We start from the raw sequence: 16,742 nt of genomic DNA, 5'->3' as shown, positions 1-16,742 counted from the left end.
AAGGGGCGCTTCTGGTCTGGGCTGCACTGCTCGGGACAGCTAATATGCTCGTCAGCCGCCCCCCGCTGCAAGTGCATCTGCAATTACATCGGTAAGGACGGCCACACAGGGGCTTGTTCACGCCACCGTGGATGACGGGCCCGGGAACGGTAGGAGGCCGTGCCTCCAGCAAGGGAGCGACAGTGATGGAGACGGTGCCCAACGGCATTCAGTCGACCCGTATCGAGCGGGCCCAGTGGCGCAAGAGCCGCCGCAGCAACCCGAGCGGCAACTGCGTTGAGCTGGCGGTTCTTTCGGATGGCGGGGTCGCGGTGCGCAACTCCCGGCACACCGGCGGACCGGCCCTGGTCTACACCCGCGACGAGATCGCGGCGTTCGTCCAGGGCGCCAAGGACGGCGACTTCGACGATCTGATCGGCCGTGACTGACGCATATGTCGTCCGGATAATCGCGTCGCTGTACGTATCCTTTTCGCAGTGGGACACTGGGCGCTCGCCCAACCACCCAGGGGAGTCCGCATGACCGCCGCGCAGCCGAGCCGCGAACCCTCACTGCGCCATTACCTCGACAACCCGCGGGGCGGGCCGACGGTGCTGCGCATCGTCCTCGGCACCCAGCTGCGGCGACTGCGGGAGGCCGCCGGCGTCTCCCGGGAGGCGGCGGGTGACGCGATCCGCGGCTCCCACGCCAAGATCAGCCGCCTGGAGCTGGGCCGGGTGAGCTGCAAGGAACGGGACATCTCCGATCTGCTGACGCTCTACGGCGTCACCGCCGATGCGGAGCGCGCCGACTTCCTCGCGCTCGCCCGCCGCACCAGCACCCCGGGGTGGTGGCATCGGTACAACGATGTGCTGCCCAGCTGGTTCGAGACGCACGTCGGTCTCGAAGAGGCGGCGTCGGTGATCCGGACGTACGAGGTGCAATTCGTCCCGGGTCTGCTGCAGACACCGGAGTACGCCCGCGCGGTGGCCCGGCTCGGTCATCCGCGGGCGTCGGCCGAGGACATCGAGCGGCGGGTGGCGCTGCGCGTGGAGCGCCAGAAGCTGCTGACGGCGCCGCACGCGCCCCGGCTGTGGGCGGTGATGGACGAGGCGTCGCTGCGGCGTCCGCTGGGCAGCGCGCAGGTGATGGCCGAGCAGCTGCGCCATCTGCTGGAGATGTCGAAGCTGCCGAACGTCACGCTGCAGATCGCGCCGTTCAGCCTCGGCGGGCTCGCAGCGGCCGGTGGGCCGATCACGATCCTGCGGTTCCTGGAGCCGGATCTGCCGGACATCGTCTATCTGGAGCAGCTGACCAGCGCGCTCTACCTGGACAAGCGCGACGACGTGGACCACTACCTCGCCGTCATGGACCGGCTGAGCGCCCAGGCCGAATCGCCGCGCGGTTCGCTGGCGATCCTGGAAGGGCTGCTGCACGAGCTGAGTTGAGCCGCCGGGTGGCATCACACATGAGGGAGGCGGGGCCCCGGTGGCCCCGCCTCCCTCATGTCTGCCGGTGGGTCAGTTCTTCCGCGCCACGCCGCCGTACTCGATCCACTCCTTGGTCGTCTGCTTCGGGCCCATGCTGCCGTCCGGCTTCCAGGTGGAGACCTCGACGAGCCCCGGCTCCAGGACCTCCAACCCCTCCAGGAACGCCTCCACCTCACTCGCCCGGCGCACCCGGCCCCACTGCCCCTGGGTGGAGACCCGCATGAACTCCGTGACGAAGTCCCGGGTCGCCCGGTCCTCGCTGACCAAGTGGCAGACCACCAGGAAGCTGCCGGGGCAGAGCTTTTCGGCGACCCGGGTTATGAGCGCCCTGGGGTCGTCCTCGTCCGGGATGCAGTGCAGTACGGAGACGAAGAGCGCGGCGACGGGCTGCTCGAAGTCGATGAGCCGCTCGACCTCGGCGCTGGAGAAGATGCCGTCGGTGTCGCGCATGTCCGCCTGGATCACGGCGGTGCGGTGGTCCTCCTCCAGCATCGCCCGGCCGTGCGCGAGGACGATCGGGTCGTTGTCGACGTAGACGACGCGGGACTCCGGGTCGATGGCCTGGGCGACCTGGTGGACGTTGTCCTGCGTCGGCAGGCCGGAGCCGTGGTCGACGAACTGGCGAATGCCCTGCTCCTGGGCGAGCCAGCGCACCGCCCGCTGGAGGAAACGGCGGTTGTTGACGGCCAGCGCACGGGTGCTGGGCGCGACCTTGTCCAGCTCCTCGCACGCCTCACGGTCGACGGAGTAGTTGTCCTTGCCGCCGAGGTAATGGTCGTACATCCGGGCCACGCTCGGGATGCTGACATCGACGACAGTGGACAGCGGCTGGGGCTCTTGGCTCATGACTTACGTTCCCGTCGTTCGGCGCCACCGGCATGGTTCTGCGGCCGCCATACGAACGGGCGACCGGGCCGGGATCGCCTCCCAACATACCTACGGAAGAGCGGTTGTTGCAGTTGGGAGCCGGGATCAGTCGTCCAGTGAGCCTACGGGAGGCGGCACTTGACGGTCCGTCGGGAATCGGGTGGGAAGCCGTGCGGACCCATCGACGTCCGGGCGACGGAACGGGACGGGCCACGCGGGCAAGTCCCTCGCTCAGTGTGGCCGGGAATCGTCCCCCCGTTCGGGGGCGGGCCGTCGCCACGCCACTCAGGGGCGGCGGCCCGTTCCCTGTCCCCGGCGTCACCCTGTGCCGCGGGCGCCCCGCGGTGCGGACCGGCCCCGCGCGGGGGCAACACCTGATCCGCACCGGCTCCCGGCGCGCCCGGTCACCCGAAGACCGGCCACCGCACGAGGGAGCGCGTACCGGGCGCCTACCACCCCCGGCGCGTCCTCCACCTGCCGCGTCCGGGCGGACGACCCGCCGGGGCGGGTCATGCCGCAGGGATGTCGAAGTAGCGGTGCAGCCCGGCGGCGAGGGCCAGATCGCCGCTGGCCGTGATCTTCCGGGTGAGGAACATCGTCACCGGATTGCCGTTGCCGGACACCAGCTTGAGGAAGGCGGCGTCCCCCATCACCAGGGTCAGCCGGGCGTCGGCGGCCGACCGGCCCTCGGCGACCGTGCACGACCCGTCGGCGATGGCGGTCTCGTAGACCGCCTCCGACTCGCCGGTGATCCGCCACCGGATCAGCGCGCGCAGCTCCCCGGCGGCCGCGGGACGGAACTGCTCACCCATCCGCCCGAAGATCTCCCCCAGCACCCGCGCGCGCAGCTCCCCGGTGGCGATCTCGGTGATCTGGCGGGCGCTGAATCCCTTGACGATCCCGGCGAACTCCTCGGGGGTGACCCCCGCGAAGTCCAGCTCCGCCAACCGGTCCCGGACGTCATTGGCCACGGAAAACTCCCTACCAATCGGTAAATTCCACTGATAAGCGAGATTACGGGGCGGGGCACACGGCAGGCAACAACACCCCTGGTCACAGCGGGTGGCGCGGCCAACGGCCCCGGAATCGGCCGCCGTCCCGGAGGCTTCTGTCATCCCACCCGCCACGCCGGGTAGGTAGGTCCCATGACCACACAGATGCGCGAGCCGGAGCACAGCGGAACGCCGCCGCAGGGCGGGCCGACCGTCGCGGCCATGGTGCGGGCCAACGAGGCCAACTGGGACGCCCGCACCCCCGTCCACGTCGCCAGCGATTTCTACGGACTGGACGGCTCCCGGACCGCCGACGACTGGTTCGCCCCCTTCGAATGGCAGGACCTGGGCGACCTGCGGGGCCGCGACCTCCTCCACCTCCAGTGCCACCTCGGCACCGAAACCGCCGCCTTCGCCGACCGCGGCGCCCGCGCCGTCGGCCTCGACTTCTCCGCCGCCGCCCTGACCGAGGCCCGCCGCCTGGCCACCGCGAGCGGCCGGGACCTGACTTTCGTCCGGTCCGATGTCCACCGCGCGCCCGAAGCGCTCGGCGACCGCCGCTTCGACGTGATCTACACCGGCAAGGGCGCCCTGTGCTACCTCCCCGACCTCACCGCCTGGGCCGAGATCGTCGCCTCACTGCTGCGCCCGGGCGGCATGCTCTACCTCGTCGAATTCCATCCACTGCTCGACGCGCTCGGCCCCACCCCGGCCCCCGACAACCAGGATCTGCTCCTCCGCCACGACTACCTGGCCGGGCGCGGCCCGCTGCGGAGCGACAGCCCGCACACGTACACCGACGGCCCGCCGCTCGCGGACGCGACGGCGAGTTACGAATGGCGGCACGGCCTCGGTGAGGTCGTCACGGCGGTGTCCTGCGCCGGGCTCCGCGTCGACGTGCTGCGGGAGACGGAGCAGGCCCCGTGGAAGCGGTTCGACACGATGGTGCCCGGCGACAACGGCTGGTGGCGGCTGCCGCCCGACGAACCGATCGTCCCCCTGCTCTACGCACTGCGCGCCACGAAGGGCTGACGCCGTGCCGGGTCCGCGCAGGTGTGCGCGCCGGGCGCCCGGTGCCGCGCCCGGCCTACCGGCGGCGGTAGACCGAGTGCAGCACCGCCTCCTTGGCGGGTCCGTCGATCCGCCACTCCAGCTCCCAGGTGTCCGCCCCGGTCACGGTGAACGTCCCGTCGTAGCGGTCGGCGGCGCACGGGTGGACGGTGTGCCAGCGTCCGGTGCGCAGATCGAGGTCGTGGAAGGGACGGCCGTCGGCGAACTCCACCGCGGCCGTACCGTCCGGCCGGGGCCGCAGCCACAGCGTCCGCCCGGCCGGATGCACCGCGTCCGCCCAGGTCAGCTCGCCCTCCTCGACGTGCAGCAGCGCACCGTCCGCGCCCTCGGGCCGGAACTCCGCGATGCCTCGGAAGCTCCCCTCGGCCCCGGCCCGAACGTCGAGGACGCGCCGCTCGATGCTCCAGCGGCCGGTGAGGTAGGCCACCACGTCGGGCACCGGGCGGCAGGGACGGGCGGCGTGGGACGGGACGGGCGGGGTCCGTGGACGGCCGCCGGGTGCGGTGGGCATGACCTGATTCTCCCCCGGCCGCGCCCTTCCCGTACGGGCGGCCGGGTGGCTCCCTTACGGGCCGGAAGCGACAGCGGGTCTCGTAATCCCGGGCCGGGCGGGGTGGGCACGCCCGGTCCGCGCACGGTGTGCCCCGGTGCGGACCGGCCGAGTGGCCCGGCACCCTTACGGGCCGTCGCCGCGACGCTCGGGGAAAAGCCCGGGGTGCCATGCCGTGCGGAGCGGCACCGCCGCGCCTACGCTCGGTACCGGGATCATCACCCGGGTGCGGATCGCCTGACCCCGGTAGGCGGCGCCCGCACCCCGGCGGTAGGCGGCGCCCCGCCCGCCGCCGGACAGGCGCGACAACCGGAGACCGGAGGCATCCCCATGCCGGACCAGTTCATCGGCGGCCGCTGGACCGCAGCGGCCGACGGCCAGCGGCGTGAGATCCGCTGCCCGGCGGACGGCACCCTGGTCGCGACCGTCGACGAAGGCGGCCCCAAGGACGCGGCAGCCGCCGTCGGCGCCGCCCGCAGCGCGTACGACGACGGACCCTGGCCGGGTACGCCCGCCGCCGAGCGCGGCGCCCTGCTGCTGCGCGTCGCCGATCTGCTGGTGCGCGACACGGAGGCGCTGGCCCGCGCCGAATCGCTGGACACCGGGAAGCGGCTGGTCGAGAGCGTCTACGACATGGGCGACATCGCGAACTGCTTCCGCTACTTCGGCAACCTCGCGGCGTCCGGCGGCACCGACCGCGTGGTGGACACCGGCCAGCCGGGGATCGAGAGCGTCGTCCGCCATGAGCCGGTCGGCGTCTGCGCACTGATCACCCCGTGGAACTACCCGCTGCTCCAGACGGCATGGAAGGTCGCCCCCGCGCTGGCCGCCGGGAACACCTTCGTCCTCAAGCCCAGCGAGCTGACTCCGCACACCGCGATCCACCTGATGCGGCTGCTCGCCGAGGCGGGCCTGCCGGACGGCGCGGCCAACCTCACCCTGGGCACCGGCCCGCTCGTCGGCGCCCCGCTGACGGAGGACCCCCGGGTGGACCTGGTGTCCTTCACCGGCGGCCTGATCACCGGGCGCCGGATCATGGCCGCGGCCGCCCCCACCGTCAAGAAGATCGCCTTGGAGCTGGGCGGCAAGAACCCGAACATCGTCTTCTCCGACGCCGAGTTCGACACCGCCGTCGACCACGCCCTGACCGCGGTGTTCCTCCACTCCGGCCAGGTCTGCTCGGCGGGCGCCCGGCTGCTCGTCCAGAACGACCTGCACGACCGGTTCGTCGACGAGCTGGTCGCCCGCGCCCGCCGGATCCCGCTCGGCGGCCCCTTCGACGAACACGCCCGCACCGGCCCGCTGATCTCCGCGGCGCACCGCGCCAAGATCGCGGCGTACGTCGAGACGGGGCTCGCCGAGGGAGCCGTCCTGCGTTGCGGCGGCGGGCCACCGCAGGACCCGGCGCTGCGCGACGGCTTCTACTACCTCCCGACGGTGCTGGACGAATGCACCCCGGACATGTCGGTGATCCACGACGAGTCCTTCGGCCCGGTGCTGACCGTCGAACGGTTCCGCGACGAGGACGAGGCGGTCCGGCTCGCCAACGACACGGTGTACGGCCTGGCCGGCGCGGTCTGGACCCAGGACGCCGAGAAGGCCCACCGCGTGGCGGCCCGGATGCGGGCCGGCACGGTCTGGATCAACGACTTCCATCCGTATGTCCCACAGGCCGAGTGGGGTGGCATGAAGCAGTCCGGTGTCGGACGGGAACTGGGGCCCGCGGGCCTCGCCGAGTACCAGGAGGCCAAGCACGTGTGGCGGAACACCGCGCCGCGGCCGCAGAGGTGGTTCGAGTGAGCGAGGCGGGTTCGCCGCGCCCCGGCACCCGGGACGACGGCATGCATGACGACGACGCTTCGCTGGCCGAGTTCGGCTACAAACCGGAGCTGAAGCGGACCCTTGGCAACTTCCACACCTTCGCCGCCGGCATCAGCTACATCTCCATCCTCACCGGCACCTTCCAGCTCTTCTACTTCGGCATCAGCCACGGCGGACCGGCGTACTGGTGGTCGTGGCCGATGGTGTTCTGCGGACAGCTGATGGTCGCACTCTGCTTCTGCGAGCTGGCCGCCCGCTATCCGGTCGCCGGATCCATCTACAACTGGGCGAAACGGATGGGCGGTCCGCACATCGGCTGGCTCGGCGGCTGGATGATGCTCACCGCCACCATGGTGTCGCTGGCCGCCGTGGCCCTGGCCTATCAGGTGACGCTGCCGCAGATCTCGTCGTGGTTCCAGCTCATCGGCAACGGCAGCGGCCGGACCGACGCCGCGGCCAACGCCGTACTGCTGGGCAGCATCCTCATCCTGTTCACCACGCTGGTGAACGCGTTCGGCGTCAAGCTGATGGCGCGCATCAACTCCGCGGGCGTCGCCATCGAGTTGATCGCCGCGATCGTGCTGATCGTCCTGCTCGCCGCCCACATCACCCGTGGCCCGTCCGCGGTGACCCAGACCTTCGGCCTGGGCGCCGGCCAGAGCCTCGGCTACTTCGGCGCCTTCCTGACCGCGTCGCTCGCCTCGGCGTACGTCATGTACGGCTTCGACACCGCGTCCTCGCTGGGCGAGGAGTCCAAGGACCCCGGCCGCAACGCACCACGCGCCATCCTGCGGGCCCTGGTCGCCTCGTTCCTCATCGGCGGTCTGATCCTCCTCTTCGCCCTCCTCGCGGTGCCCGATCTGCACGCCAAGGAACTGTCCGTGGACGGGCTCCAGTACGTGGTGCTCTCCACGCTGGGCTCGACGGTGGGCCAGATCGTGCTGTGGTGCGTGGTCATCGCGATCACCGTCTGCGAACTGGCGGTCCACACGGCGGGCATCCGCCTCGCCTTCGCCATGGCCCGCGACAACAACCTGCCCGCCGCGTCCCTGCTGGCGAAGGTCAGCCCGCGTTTCCAGACCCCGGTGCTGCCCGCGATCGTCATCGGCCTGGTGGCCGTCGCGATCCTGCTGATCAACGTCAACCAACCGCAGATCTTCTCGGTGATCACCAGCATCGCGATCATCATGATCTACCTGGCCTACCTGATGGTCACCGTCCCGATGCTCATCCAACGCCTCCGCGGCCGCTGGACCCCCGCCGAGGGCACGTTCTCCCTGGGCCGCTTCGGCCTCCCGGTCAACATCCTCGCCGTCCTCTGGGGCCTGGCGATGTCCCTGAACCTCGCCTGGCCCCGTGCCGCCGTCTACAACGCGACGGGCCCCCAGCACTGGTACCTCCGCTGGGGCGCCTTCCTCTTCATCGGCATCGTCGCCGGCGGCGGCTTCCTCTACTACTGGTTCGTCCAACGCAAACGCACGGGGGTGCTGGAGGGGCATGCGGCGGAGTCGTGAGCAAAAAGACCTGAGTCCGCACTCGTGGGGGGTGCCGACGAGGTCGGTGACGATGACAAAGAAGCGCTCATCGATCTCGTGTTGCGGGTCCTGGGCTGCGGTGCGGCGTTCACGCTGCGTCAGAGGCGCCAAGCCTTGGCGGGCCCAGGTGAGGGTGGTTTGGTGGTTTGCGTGGAGCGGCCGTGGATGAGGGTGGTCTGCTCGCAGAGCGTGGTGCCGTCCCAGGCGAAGTCCACCTGTTCTGCGATGTTTTGCCCGCCTTCGGTCAGGCGTGGTGTGGCGGTGCGGCGACCGAGGGGGGCGTAGGTGTAGCGGATGCCTCCGGCGCGGTTGATGCGAGCGCCTGTGCAGGTGCGCTCACCTCGCGCCTTAGGGGTGGGGTGGGAGTCAGGCCAGATGGCGTGGGTCTGGTTGCCGACGGCGTCGCAGGCGTGCGGTGCGGCGTCCTGCCGCGTCGCGGGTCCAACTGCTCACCGCGCCGGTCGGAGTGCGCTGGTCGATGGTGGCGAACCAGGACGGGCCGACGTGCCGTCCGATGCGGGTCGAGGACTCGTATTTCCGGGTGAAGCCCGCCTCGACGACGTCGACAGCAGCAGGAGCCGGCGGGCACCTCTGAGACGCTGCCCCCGTGACGTTCTTCGCGGTCCCGCAAGAGGACCGCTCGGGCTGGACGTCGGCAACAGTGCACCTCACGGGCGTCTTCACCGAATCCTTCGCGGACTGAGAGCGTCTTCGCCCTCACCGAGGACGCACCCGCAACGGCATCCTCAGCCCCTCGGCCCGCGATCAAGCCCCCACCCTCGCAGCGACGCCCACTGCTGCCGCCAGGCCGAGATCGCCCCGACCCGCACGCATCGGAGAAACGAAAAATCCCCACGGCCTCAACGAGACCGTGGGGATGTTGCTGGTGTCCGAGGGGGGACTTGAACCCCCACGCCCGATAAAGGGCACTAGCACCTCAAGCTAGCGCGTCTGCCATTCCGCCACCCGGACAAGGTGTGATCTTCGCGGGGCGTTCCCCGCGGCGACATGGACAACGATACCAAGGTTTCGGAGTGCCTTTCACCTGCGTATCCGCTGGACAGAACTACGCGCAGCGGTTGATGGGGGACGAAGCGTGCACGGATGATCCGTAGCCCCGCGTGCATCAGGTGCCTCACTCGCCTCAAGCCCCTGACATCCGCACCCGCGACCACGCCCTTTCCGCGAGCGCGACCCGGGCATGACCAATCCTTGGCCCGATCGCGCCCCCTTCCCCCCTGGACAGCGGCCGGACGATGCGGGATAACGGGTTCATACAGTATTCGTCGACTGTATGCAATCCAGATCCGACCATGTCACGGGTCGTCTGCGGGCGGCCCCTCGAAGGGAAGCGATGCCCCATGCCCGAGGACGCGCAGGACCTCATCTCCGGCGGGCACCTGGTTGCGAAGGCGCTCAAGGCGGAGGGTGTGGACGTCGTCTACACCCTCTGTGGCGGGCACATCATCGATATCTATGACGGCTGCGTCGACGAGGGCATCGACGTCATCGACGTACGCCATGAGCAGGTCGCCGCGCACGCCGCCGACGGGTACGCACGGATCACCGGCAAGCCGGGGTGTGCCGTGGTCACCGCGGGGCCCGGGACGACGGATGCGGTCACCGGGGTCGCCAACGCCTTCCGGGCGGAGTCGCCGATGCTGCTGATCGGCGGGCAGGGGGCGAGCACCCAGCACAAGATGGGGTCGCTCCAGGACCTGCCGCACGTCGACATGATGGCGCCGATCACCAAGTTCGCGGCGACCGTGCCGGACACCGCGCGCGCCGCCGACATGGTCTCGATGGCGTTCCGCGAGTGCTACCACGGCGCCCCCGGACCGTCGTTCCTGGAGATCCCCCGGGATGTCCTCGACGCCAAGGTGGAGCGGGGCAAGGCGCGGGTGCCCGCGGCCGGGCGGTACCGGGCCTCGACGCGGTCGCCGGGCGATCCGGACGACGTACAGAAACTCGCCGATCTGCTGGTGCGGGCCGAGCGGCCGGCGATTCTGCTGGGCAGCCAGGTCTGGACGACCCGGGCCACCGACGCGGCCACCTCGCTGGTGCGGGCGCTGAACATCCCCGCGTACATGAACGGCGCCGGGCGCGGGACGCTGCCGCCCGGGGATCCGCACCACTTCCAGCTCTCGCGGCGGCACGCCTTCTCGCGGGCCGACGTCATCGTCATCGTCGGCACCCCGTTCGACTTCCGGATGGGGTACGGCAAACGGCTCTCGCCGGACGCCACCGTCGTGCAGATCGATCTGGACTACCGCACGGTCGGTAAGAACCGCGATGTGGATCTGGGGATCGTGGGCGACGCGGGGCTGGTGCTCACCGCCGTCGCCGAGGCCGCGTCCGGGCAGCCGTCGGGCGGTTCGGTGCGGCGCAAGGAGTGGCTGGAGGAGCTGCGGGCCGTCGAGCGGGCCGCGCTGGAGAAGCGGCTGCCGCAGCTGCGTTCGGACGCCCACCCGATCCACCCGTACCGCCTGGTCAGCGAGATCAACGACTTTCTGACCGAGGACTCGGTGTACATCGGGGACGGCGGCGACATCGTCACCTTCTCCGGGCAGGTGGTGCAGCCGAAGGCGCCGGGGCACTGGATGGACCCGGGGCCGCTGGGGACGCTCGGGGTCGGGGTGCCGTTCGTGATGGCGGCGAAGCAGGCGCGGCCGGAGAAGGAGGTCGTGGCGCTCTTCGGGGACGGCGCGTTCTCGCTGACCGGGTGGGACTTCGAGACGCTGGTCCGCTTCGACCTGCCGTTCGTCGGGATCGTCGGCAACAACTCCTCGATGAACCAGATCCGTTACGGCCAGCGCGCCAAGTACGGCGACGACCGGGAGCGGGTCGGCAACACCCTCGGCGATGTGCCGTACGACCAGTTCGCGCGGATGCTCGGCGGCCACGGTGAGGAGGTGCGCGATCCGGCGCAGATCCGTCCGGCGCTGGAGCGGGCGCGGGAGAGCGGCAAGCCGTCGCTGATCAATGTGTGGGTGGATCCGGACGCGTACGCCCCCGGAACGATGAACCAGACGATGTACAAGTGAGGTGAACCCGTCGTGACCAAGGCACTTGAGGGCGTCCGCGTCCTCGACATGACGCATGTGCAGTCCGGGCCCTCCGCCACGCAGTTGCTGGCCTGGCTCGGCGCGGACGTGGTCAAGCTGGAGGCGACCACCGGGGACATCACGCGGCGGCAGCTGCGCGATCTGCCGGACGCCGACTCCCTCTACTTCACGATGCTCAACTGCAACAAGCGGAGCATCACCCTCAACACCAAGAGCCCGCGCGGCAAGGAGCTCCTCACCGAGCTGATCGCCCGCAGCGACGTCCTGGTGGAGAACTTCGGCCCCGGCGCCGTCGACCGGATGGGCTTCCCCTGGGAGCGCGTCCAGGAGATCAACCCGCGGCTGATCTACGCCTCCATCAAGGGCTTCGGCGACGGCCCGTACACCGCGTTCAAGGCGTACGAGGTGGTGGCACAGGCGATGGGCGGGGCGATGGCGACGACCGGTTTCGAGGACGGGCCGCCGCTGGCGACCGGCGCGCAGATCGGCGATTCGGGGACCGGTGTGCACTGCGTCGCGGGCATCCTCGCCGCGCTCTACCAGCGCGAACGCACCGGCCGGGGCCAGCGGGTGAACGTCGCGATGCAGCACGCGGTACTGAACCTGTGCCGGGTCAAGCTCCGCGACCAGCAGCGGCTGACGCACGGCGCGCTGGCCGAGTACCCGAACGAGAGCTTCGGTGACACGGTGCCGCGCAGCGGGAACGCCAGCGGCGGCGGGCAGCCCGGCTGGGCGGTGCGGTGCGCGCCCGGCGGCCCGAACGACTACGTGTATGTGATCGTGCAGCCGGTCGGCTGGCGGCCGCTGACCGAGCTGATCGGACGCCCGGAGCTGGCGGACGACCCGGAGTGGGCGACGCCCCAGGCGCGGCTGCCGAAGCTGGCGAAGATGTTCCAGCTGATCGAGGAGTGGAGCGCCACGCTGCCCAAGTGGGAGGTGCTGGAGCGGCTCAACGCCCACACCATCCCGTGCGGTCCGGTGCTGTCGACGAAGGAGCTCATCGAGGACGCGTCGCTGGCCGCCGACGGGATGGTGGTGACCGTCGATCACCCCGAGCGTGGCGCGTTCACCACCGTCGGCTCCCCGCTGAAGCTGTCCGACTCCCCCGTCGAGGTCGACCGCTCGCCACTGCTGGGCGAGCACAACCAGGAGGTGTACGGCGGCGAGTTGGGGCTCGCCGACGAGGAACTGCGGCGGCTCAAGGCGAACGGAGTGATCTGATGGCGGAGCACGAGGACGAGACGGGGCGCGCCGGGGCCGTGCGGGCGGTGCTGGCGGCGGCGCGGGCCGACGGGCGTACCGCGCTGACCGCGCCCGAGGGCCGGCGGGTGGCCGAGGCGTACGGCATCGCCACCCCGGCGGAGGGGCTGGCGGAGACCGTCGATGACGCGGTGGCGCTGGCCGACCGGATCGGGTTCCCGGTGGCGTTGAAGATCGTCTCGCCGGACATCGTGCACAAGACGGAGGCGGGCGGGGTGCGGACCGCGCTGGCGTCCGCCGCCGAGGTGCGCGCCGCCTTCTGCGACATCGTACGAAGCGCGAGGGCACACTCCCCCGGGGCGCGGATCGACGGGGTACTGGTGCAGGAGATGGTCTCCGGCGGACAGGAGGTGATCGTCGGGGCGGTGACGGATCCGACGTTCGGGAAGGTGGTGGCGTTCGGGCTCGGCGGGGTCCTGGTGGAGGCGCTGGGGGACGTCACGTTCCGGCTGGCGCCCGCGAGCGACGAGGACGCCGCGTCGATGCTGGACTCGATCCGGGCGGCGGAGGTGCTGCGCGGGGTGCGGGGCGCGCCGCCCGTGGACCGCGCGGCGCTGACCGCACTGATCGTGCGGACGTCGCAACTGGCCGCGGATTTCCCGGAGATCGCGGAGATCGATCTCAACCCGGTGTTCGCGGCTGCGGACGGGGTGCGCGCCGCGGACGTGCGGATCCTGCTGGCGCAGAGTGCTCCGGCGGTGCGGCGGCAGCGCTCGCGGGAGGAGATCCTGACCGCGATGCGGCGGCTGATGCGGCCGCGGTCGGTCGCGGTGATCGGGGCGTCGGCGGAGCCCGGCAAGATCGGGAACTCGGTGATGCGCAACCTCGTCGACGGCGGTTTCCCCGGCGAGATCCACCCGGTGAACCCGAAGGCCGACGACATCCTGGGCCGCAAGGCGTACCGCTCGGTGCGGGACGTACCCGGTGAGGTCGATGTGGCGGTGTTCGCCATACCGGCGCCGCTGGTGCCCGCGGCGCTGGAGGAGGCCGGGCGCAAGGGCATCCCGAACGCCGTGCTGATCCCGTCCGGCTTCGCCGAGACCGGGGAACACGCCCTCCAGGACCGGCTGGTGGCGATCGGCGAGGAGTACGGCATCCGGCTGCTGGGGCCGAACATCTACGGCTACTACTCCACCTGGCAGGACCTGTGCGCCACCTTCTGCACCCCGTACGACGTACGCGGCGGGACGGCGCTGACCTCGCAGTCCGGCGGTATCGGGATGGCGATCCTCGGCTTCGCGCGGGCCACCGGAACGGGCGTCTCGGCGATCGTGGGCCTCGGCAACAAGGCGGACGTCGACGAGGACGATCTGCTCACCTACTTCGCCGAGGACGCGCACACCGACTGCGTGGCGATGCATCTGGAGGACCTGAAGGACGGCCGGGCGTTCGTGGCGGCGGCGCGGGCGACGGTGCCGCACAAGCCGGTGGTGGTGCTGAAGGCGGGGCGGACCGGCGCGGGCGCGCGGGCCGCCGGTTCGCACACCGGGGCGCTGGCCGGGGACGACGCGGTCTACGACGACATCCTGCGGCAGGCGGGCGTGATCCGGGCGCCGGGGCTGGCGGAGATGCTGGAGTACGCGCGGGCGCTGCCGGTGCTGCCCACGCCCGCCGGGGACAACGTCGTCGTGATCACCGGTGCGGGCGGTTCGGGGGTGCTGCTGTCGGACGCGATCGTCGACAACGGGCTGCGGCTGATGGACATCCCCGCCGACCTCGACGCGGCGTTCCGGCGGTTCATCCCGCCGTTCGGGGCGGCCGGGAACCCGGTGGACATCACGGGCGGGGAGCCGCCGTCGACGTACGAGGCGACGATCCGGCTGGGTCTGGAGGATCCCCGTATCCATGCGCTGGTGCTCGGCTACTGGCACACCCTCGTCACCCCGCCGATGGTCTTCGCGGAGCTGACGGCGCGGCTGGTCGCGGAGTTCCGGGCGCGCGGGATCGAGAAGCCGGTGGTGGCGTCGCTGGCCGGGGACACCGAGGTCGAGGAGGCGTGCGCGTATCTCTTCGAGCGGGGCGTCGTCGCGTATCCGTACACGACGGAGAAGCCGGTGGCGGTGCTCGGGGCGAAGTACCGCTGGGCGCGGGCGGCGGGGAAGCTGCCGTGAGACCGGCCACGCGGACGTGCGGAGAGCGGACAGGGGGGAGCTGACGGCGGCCATGCGACGGGCAGGGGACGGACGATGAGCACGGAGACGGACCGGGACGAGGACAGGAACGGGGACGACGAGGGCGGGGCGGACCGGCGGGCCGGGTACCGCAACGTCACGGACGGCAAGGGGCGGGTCTACCGGATCGGCGAGAGCGACCGGGATCTGCTGGGGCATTCCCGCAAGCTGATGGTGTATCTGCCGTGGGTCGCGATGATGGCGATCAGCGTGTCGGAGTACGCGTACGGCTCCGCCGAGGACACGCTCTCGCGCGCGCACGGCTGGTCGCAGAGCGACACCTTCTGGATTCTGAGCGTCTGGGTGTTCTTCCAGGCGGGCATCGCCTTCCCGGCGGGGTGGTTACGGGAGCGGGGGGTGCTGACCGCGCGGTGGGCGATGTACCTCGGTTCGGTGCTGTGCCTGGTGGGCTTCGTGGCGCTGGCGCATGTGGACAGCGTGGCGCTGGCGCTCTGCGGTTTCGGTGTGGTCGGCGGCCTCGGTTCGGGGCTGATCTATGCGACCTGCATCAACATGGTCGGCAAGTGGTTCCCGGAGCGGCGGGGCGCGAAGACCGGATTCGTCAACGGCGGCTTCGCCTACGGCGCGCTGCCGTTCATCTTCCTCTTCAACTACGCCTTCGACACCTCCGACTACGACGAGATGCTGGACCTCATCGGGGTGTACGTGCTGGTCGTGGTGGCGGCCTGTGCGTGGTTCTTCCGGGATCCGCCGCCGAACTGGTGGCCGCCGCACCTCGCGCCGCCGGCCGGGACGCCGGACGGGACGCCGGACGGGGCGGCGCCGGTGGCCGACCGGCGGAGCGCGGCGAGCCTGGCGAAGAACCCGCCCGCGGTACGGCAGTTCACCCCGAAGGAGGCGCTGCGCAGCGGGATGCTGCCGCTGATGTGGCTGTCCGTCGTGCTGACGGCCGGGGTGTCGATCTTCGGGATCTCCTTCCAGGTGGACTACGCACGGGAGGTCGGCTTCGGGCCGCTGGTGGCGGCGTCATCGATGGGCGTGATGTCCGTCGTCAACGGCGTCGGGCGGGCCGTCATGGGATGGCTGTCGGATCTGTGGGGCCGCAAGACCACGCTGGTCTTCGTCATCGTGGTGCTGGGGCTGGCGCAGTTCGGGGTGATCTGGGCGGGGAACGTCCACAGCCAGTGGCTGTTCCTCGTCTTCGCGTTCCTCTCCGGCTTCGGCGGCGGCGCGTTCTACCCGCTGTTCGCCACGCTGACCCCGGACTACTTCGGGGAGAACTACAACGCCACCAACTACGGCCTGGTCTACAGCGGGAAGCTGATCAGCGGACTGTTCGGCGGTGGGCTCGGCTCGATGGTGGTGGGCGCCTGGGGGTACGACGGCGCCTATGCGCTGGCCGGTGGTGTCTCGCTGGTGGCGGCCGGGTGCGTGCTGCTGTTGCGGCAGCCGGGCCGGGAGCGGCCGCGGGCGGCGGTGGCCGGCGAGCGGCCGGCCAGCCGTGAGCTGATCTGAGGCGCGCCTGGCATACGGGGTCGAGCGGGGCGGGCGGTGCCGGGGAGGCGCCGCCCGCCCCGGTCATCCGTCGGTGGGGGTGCCCGGTGCCTCGTGGGTGCCCTCGGCGATGGCGCGGTGGTGGCGGACCACCTCGCTGATGATGAAGTTCAGGAACTTCTCGGCGAACGCCGGGTCGAGCCGGGCGTCGGCGGCGAGCGTGCGCAGCCGCTCGATCTGGGCGGCCTCACGGGCCGGGTCGGCGGGCGGCAGGCTGTGCCGGGCCTTCAACTCGCCGACCTGCTGGGTGCACTTGAACCGCTCGGCGAGCAGATGCACCAGCGCGGCGTCGAGGTTGTCGATGCTGCTGCGCAGGTAGAGCAGCCGCTCCCGGGCCGCCCGGTCGGAGACGGCCGCCGCCTCGCCGGCCTCGGGTGCGCTCTCCTCGCTCATACGTGTCTCGCCATTCGTCATCGGGTGGTGCGT

13 protein-coding genes and 1 tRNA gene are annotated in these 16,742 nt (G+C 71.1%); 9 read left to right on the top strand and 5 right to left on the bottom strand.

Translation table 11 applies throughout. The features are described from left to right. Nucleotides 1–185 precede the first annotated feature (185 nt). Both OG422_RS26275 and OG422_RS26270 read left to right on the top strand, forming a co-directional pair. A complete protein-coding gene (locus tag OG422_RS26275) occupies nt 186–428 on the top strand; it encodes a DUF397 domain-containing protein (protein WP_143944040.1) in 243 nt (80 codons plus the stop codon). A 90-nt stretch (nt 429–518) separates the two neighbouring features. After that, complete coding sequence (locus OG422_RS26270; RefSeq protein WP_143944041.1) at nt 519–1,427, top strand: helix-turn-helix transcriptional regulator; 909 nt, start codon at nt 519–521, stop codon at nt 1,425–1,427. Between the two features lie 72 nt (nt 1,428–1,499). Here the strand turns inward: OG422_RS26270 and OG422_RS26265 are convergent, their stop codons facing one another. Further along, complete coding sequence (locus OG422_RS26265) at nt 1,500–2,315, bottom strand: SAM-dependent methyltransferase (protein WP_405746278.1); 816 nt, start codon at nt 2,313–2,315, stop codon at nt 1,500–1,502. 530 nt (nt 2,316–2,845) lie between these two features. After that, a complete protein-coding gene (locus OG422_RS26260) occupies nt 2,846–3,307 on the bottom strand; it encodes an SCP2 sterol-binding domain-containing protein (RefSeq protein WP_405746275.1) in 462 nt (153 codons plus the stop codon). A 186-nt stretch (nt 3,308–3,493) separates the two neighbouring features. Between OG422_RS26260 and OG422_RS26255 the strand changes: the two genes are divergently transcribed. After that, nucleotides 3,494–4,360: a class I SAM-dependent methyltransferase gene (locus OG422_RS26255; RefSeq protein ID WP_251076879.1), complete on the top strand. Its 867-nt coding sequence runs from the start codon at nt 3,494–3,496 to the stop codon at nt 4,358–4,360. A 55-nt stretch (nt 4,361–4,415) separates the two neighbouring features. Here the strand turns inward: OG422_RS26255 and OG422_RS26250 are convergent, their stop codons facing one another. Then, nucleotides 4,416–4,910: a DUF6314 family protein gene (locus OG422_RS26250; RefSeq protein ID WP_405746272.1), complete on the bottom strand. Its 495-nt coding sequence runs from the start codon at nt 4,908–4,910 to the stop codon at nt 4,416–4,418. Between the two features lie 369 nt (nt 4,911–5,279). On the opposite strand from OG422_RS26250, the gene OG422_RS26245 reads away from it, so the two are divergent. Both OG422_RS26245 and OG422_RS26240 read left to right on the top strand, forming a co-directional pair. Next, entirely contained in the window at nt 5,280–6,749 is a 1,470-nt protein-coding gene (locus OG422_RS26245; RefSeq protein WP_405746269.1) for an aldehyde dehydrogenase family protein, read from the top strand. Nucleotides 6,750–6,790: 41 nt separating this feature from the next. After that, nucleotides 6,791–8,284: an APC family permease gene (locus OG422_RS26240; protein WP_405747995.1), complete on the top strand. Its 1,494-nt coding sequence runs from the start codon at nt 6,791–6,793 to the stop codon at nt 8,282–8,284. Nucleotides 8,285–9,189: 905 nt separating this feature from the next. On the opposite strand, the gene OG422_RS26235 is transcribed toward OG422_RS26240, so the two are convergent. Then, nucleotides 9,190–9,277, bottom strand: a tRNA-Leu gene (locus OG422_RS26235). A 389-nt stretch (nt 9,278–9,666) separates the two neighbouring features. Between OG422_RS26235 and OG422_RS26230 the strand changes: the two genes are divergently transcribed. From OG422_RS26230 to OG422_RS26215, 4 genes are all read left to right on the top strand, one after another. Further along, nucleotides 9,667–11,349 (top strand): thiamine pyrophosphate-binding protein, encoded by a 1,683-nt coding sequence (locus tag OG422_RS26230; RefSeq protein ID WP_143941199.1) that lies wholly within the window; start codon nt 9,667–9,669, stop codon nt 11,347–11,349. A gap of 12 nt (nt 11,350–11,361) precedes the next feature. Next, the gene (gene frc / locus OG422_RS26225; protein WP_405746266.1) at nt 11,362–12,591 is read left to right on the top strand and encodes a formyl-CoA transferase; all 1,230 of its coding nucleotides are present in this window, start codon (nt 11,362–11,364) and stop codon (nt 12,589–12,591) included. Next, nucleotides 12,591–14,741: an acetate--CoA ligase family protein gene (locus tag OG422_RS26220; RefSeq protein WP_405746263.1), complete on the top strand. Its 2,151-nt coding sequence runs from the start codon at nt 12,591–12,593 to the stop codon at nt 14,739–14,741. The genes frc and OG422_RS26220 overlap by 1 nt, the downstream gene beginning before the upstream one ends. Nucleotides 14,742–14,816: 75 nt before the next feature. After that, on the top strand, nt 14,817–16,277 hold the full coding sequence (locus OG422_RS26215; RefSeq protein WP_405746260.1) for an OFA family MFS transporter: 1,461 nt from the start codon (nt 14,817–14,819) through the stop codon (nt 16,275–16,277). Between the two features lie 63 nt (nt 16,278–16,340). Here the strand turns inward: OG422_RS26215 and OG422_RS26210 are convergent, their stop codons facing one another. After that, nucleotides 16,341–16,709, bottom strand: coding sequence for a chorismate mutase (locus OG422_RS26210; protein WP_037677390.1), 369 nt, complete (start codon nt 16,707–16,709; stop codon nt 16,341–16,343). Nucleotides 16,710–16,742 lie beyond the last annotated feature (33 nt).

This window comes from Streptomyces sp. NBC_01525, assembly GCF_045040405.1.
GTDB classification, from domain to species: domain Bacteria; phylum Actinomycetota; class Actinomycetes; order Streptomycetales; family Streptomycetaceae; genus Streptomyces; species Streptomyces benahoarensis.
Note: the sequence above shows the minus strand (reverse complement) of the source record. Positions and strands in the feature narration are given on the sequence as shown.

Coding starts and splice junctions, on each gene's coding strand:
- OG422_RS26275 (WP_143944040.1), top strand. CDS start 186: ATGGAGACGGTGCCCAACGGCATTCAGTCGACCCGTATCGAGCGGGCC.
- OG422_RS26270 (WP_143944041.1), top strand. CDS start 519: ATGACCGCCGCGCAGCCGAGCCGCGAACCCTCACTGCGCCATTACCTC.
- OG422_RS26265 (WP_405746278.1), bottom strand. CDS start 2,315: ATGAGCCAAGAGCCCCAGCCGCTGTCCACTGTCGTCGATGTCAGCATC.
- OG422_RS26255 (WP_251076879.1), top strand. CDS start 3,494: ATGCGCGAGCCGGAGCACAGCGGAACGCCGCCGCAGGGCGGGCCGACC.
- OG422_RS26250 (WP_405746272.1), bottom strand. CDS start 4,910: ATGCCCACCGCACCCGGCGGCCGTCCACGGACCCCGCCCGTCCCGTCC.
- OG422_RS26245 (WP_405746269.1), top strand. CDS start 5,280: ATGCCGGACCAGTTCATCGGCGGCCGCTGGACCGCAGCGGCCGACGGC.
- OG422_RS26240 (WP_405747995.1), top strand. CDS start 6,791: ATGCATGACGACGACGCTTCGCTGGCCGAGTTCGGCTACAAACCGGAG.
- OG422_RS26230 (WP_143941199.1), top strand. CDS start 9,667: ATGCCCGAGGACGCGCAGGACCTCATCTCCGGCGGGCACCTGGTTGCG.
- OG422_RS26220 (WP_405746263.1), top strand. CDS start 12,591: ATGGCGGAGCACGAGGACGAGACGGGGCGCGCCGGGGCCGTGCGGGCG.
- OG422_RS26215 (WP_405746260.1), top strand. CDS start 14,817: ATGAGCACGGAGACGGACCGGGACGAGGACAGGAACGGGGACGACGAG.
- OG422_RS26210 (WP_037677390.1), bottom strand. CDS start 16,709: ATGAGCGAGGAGAGCGCACCCGAGGCCGGCGAGGCGGCGGCCGTCTCC.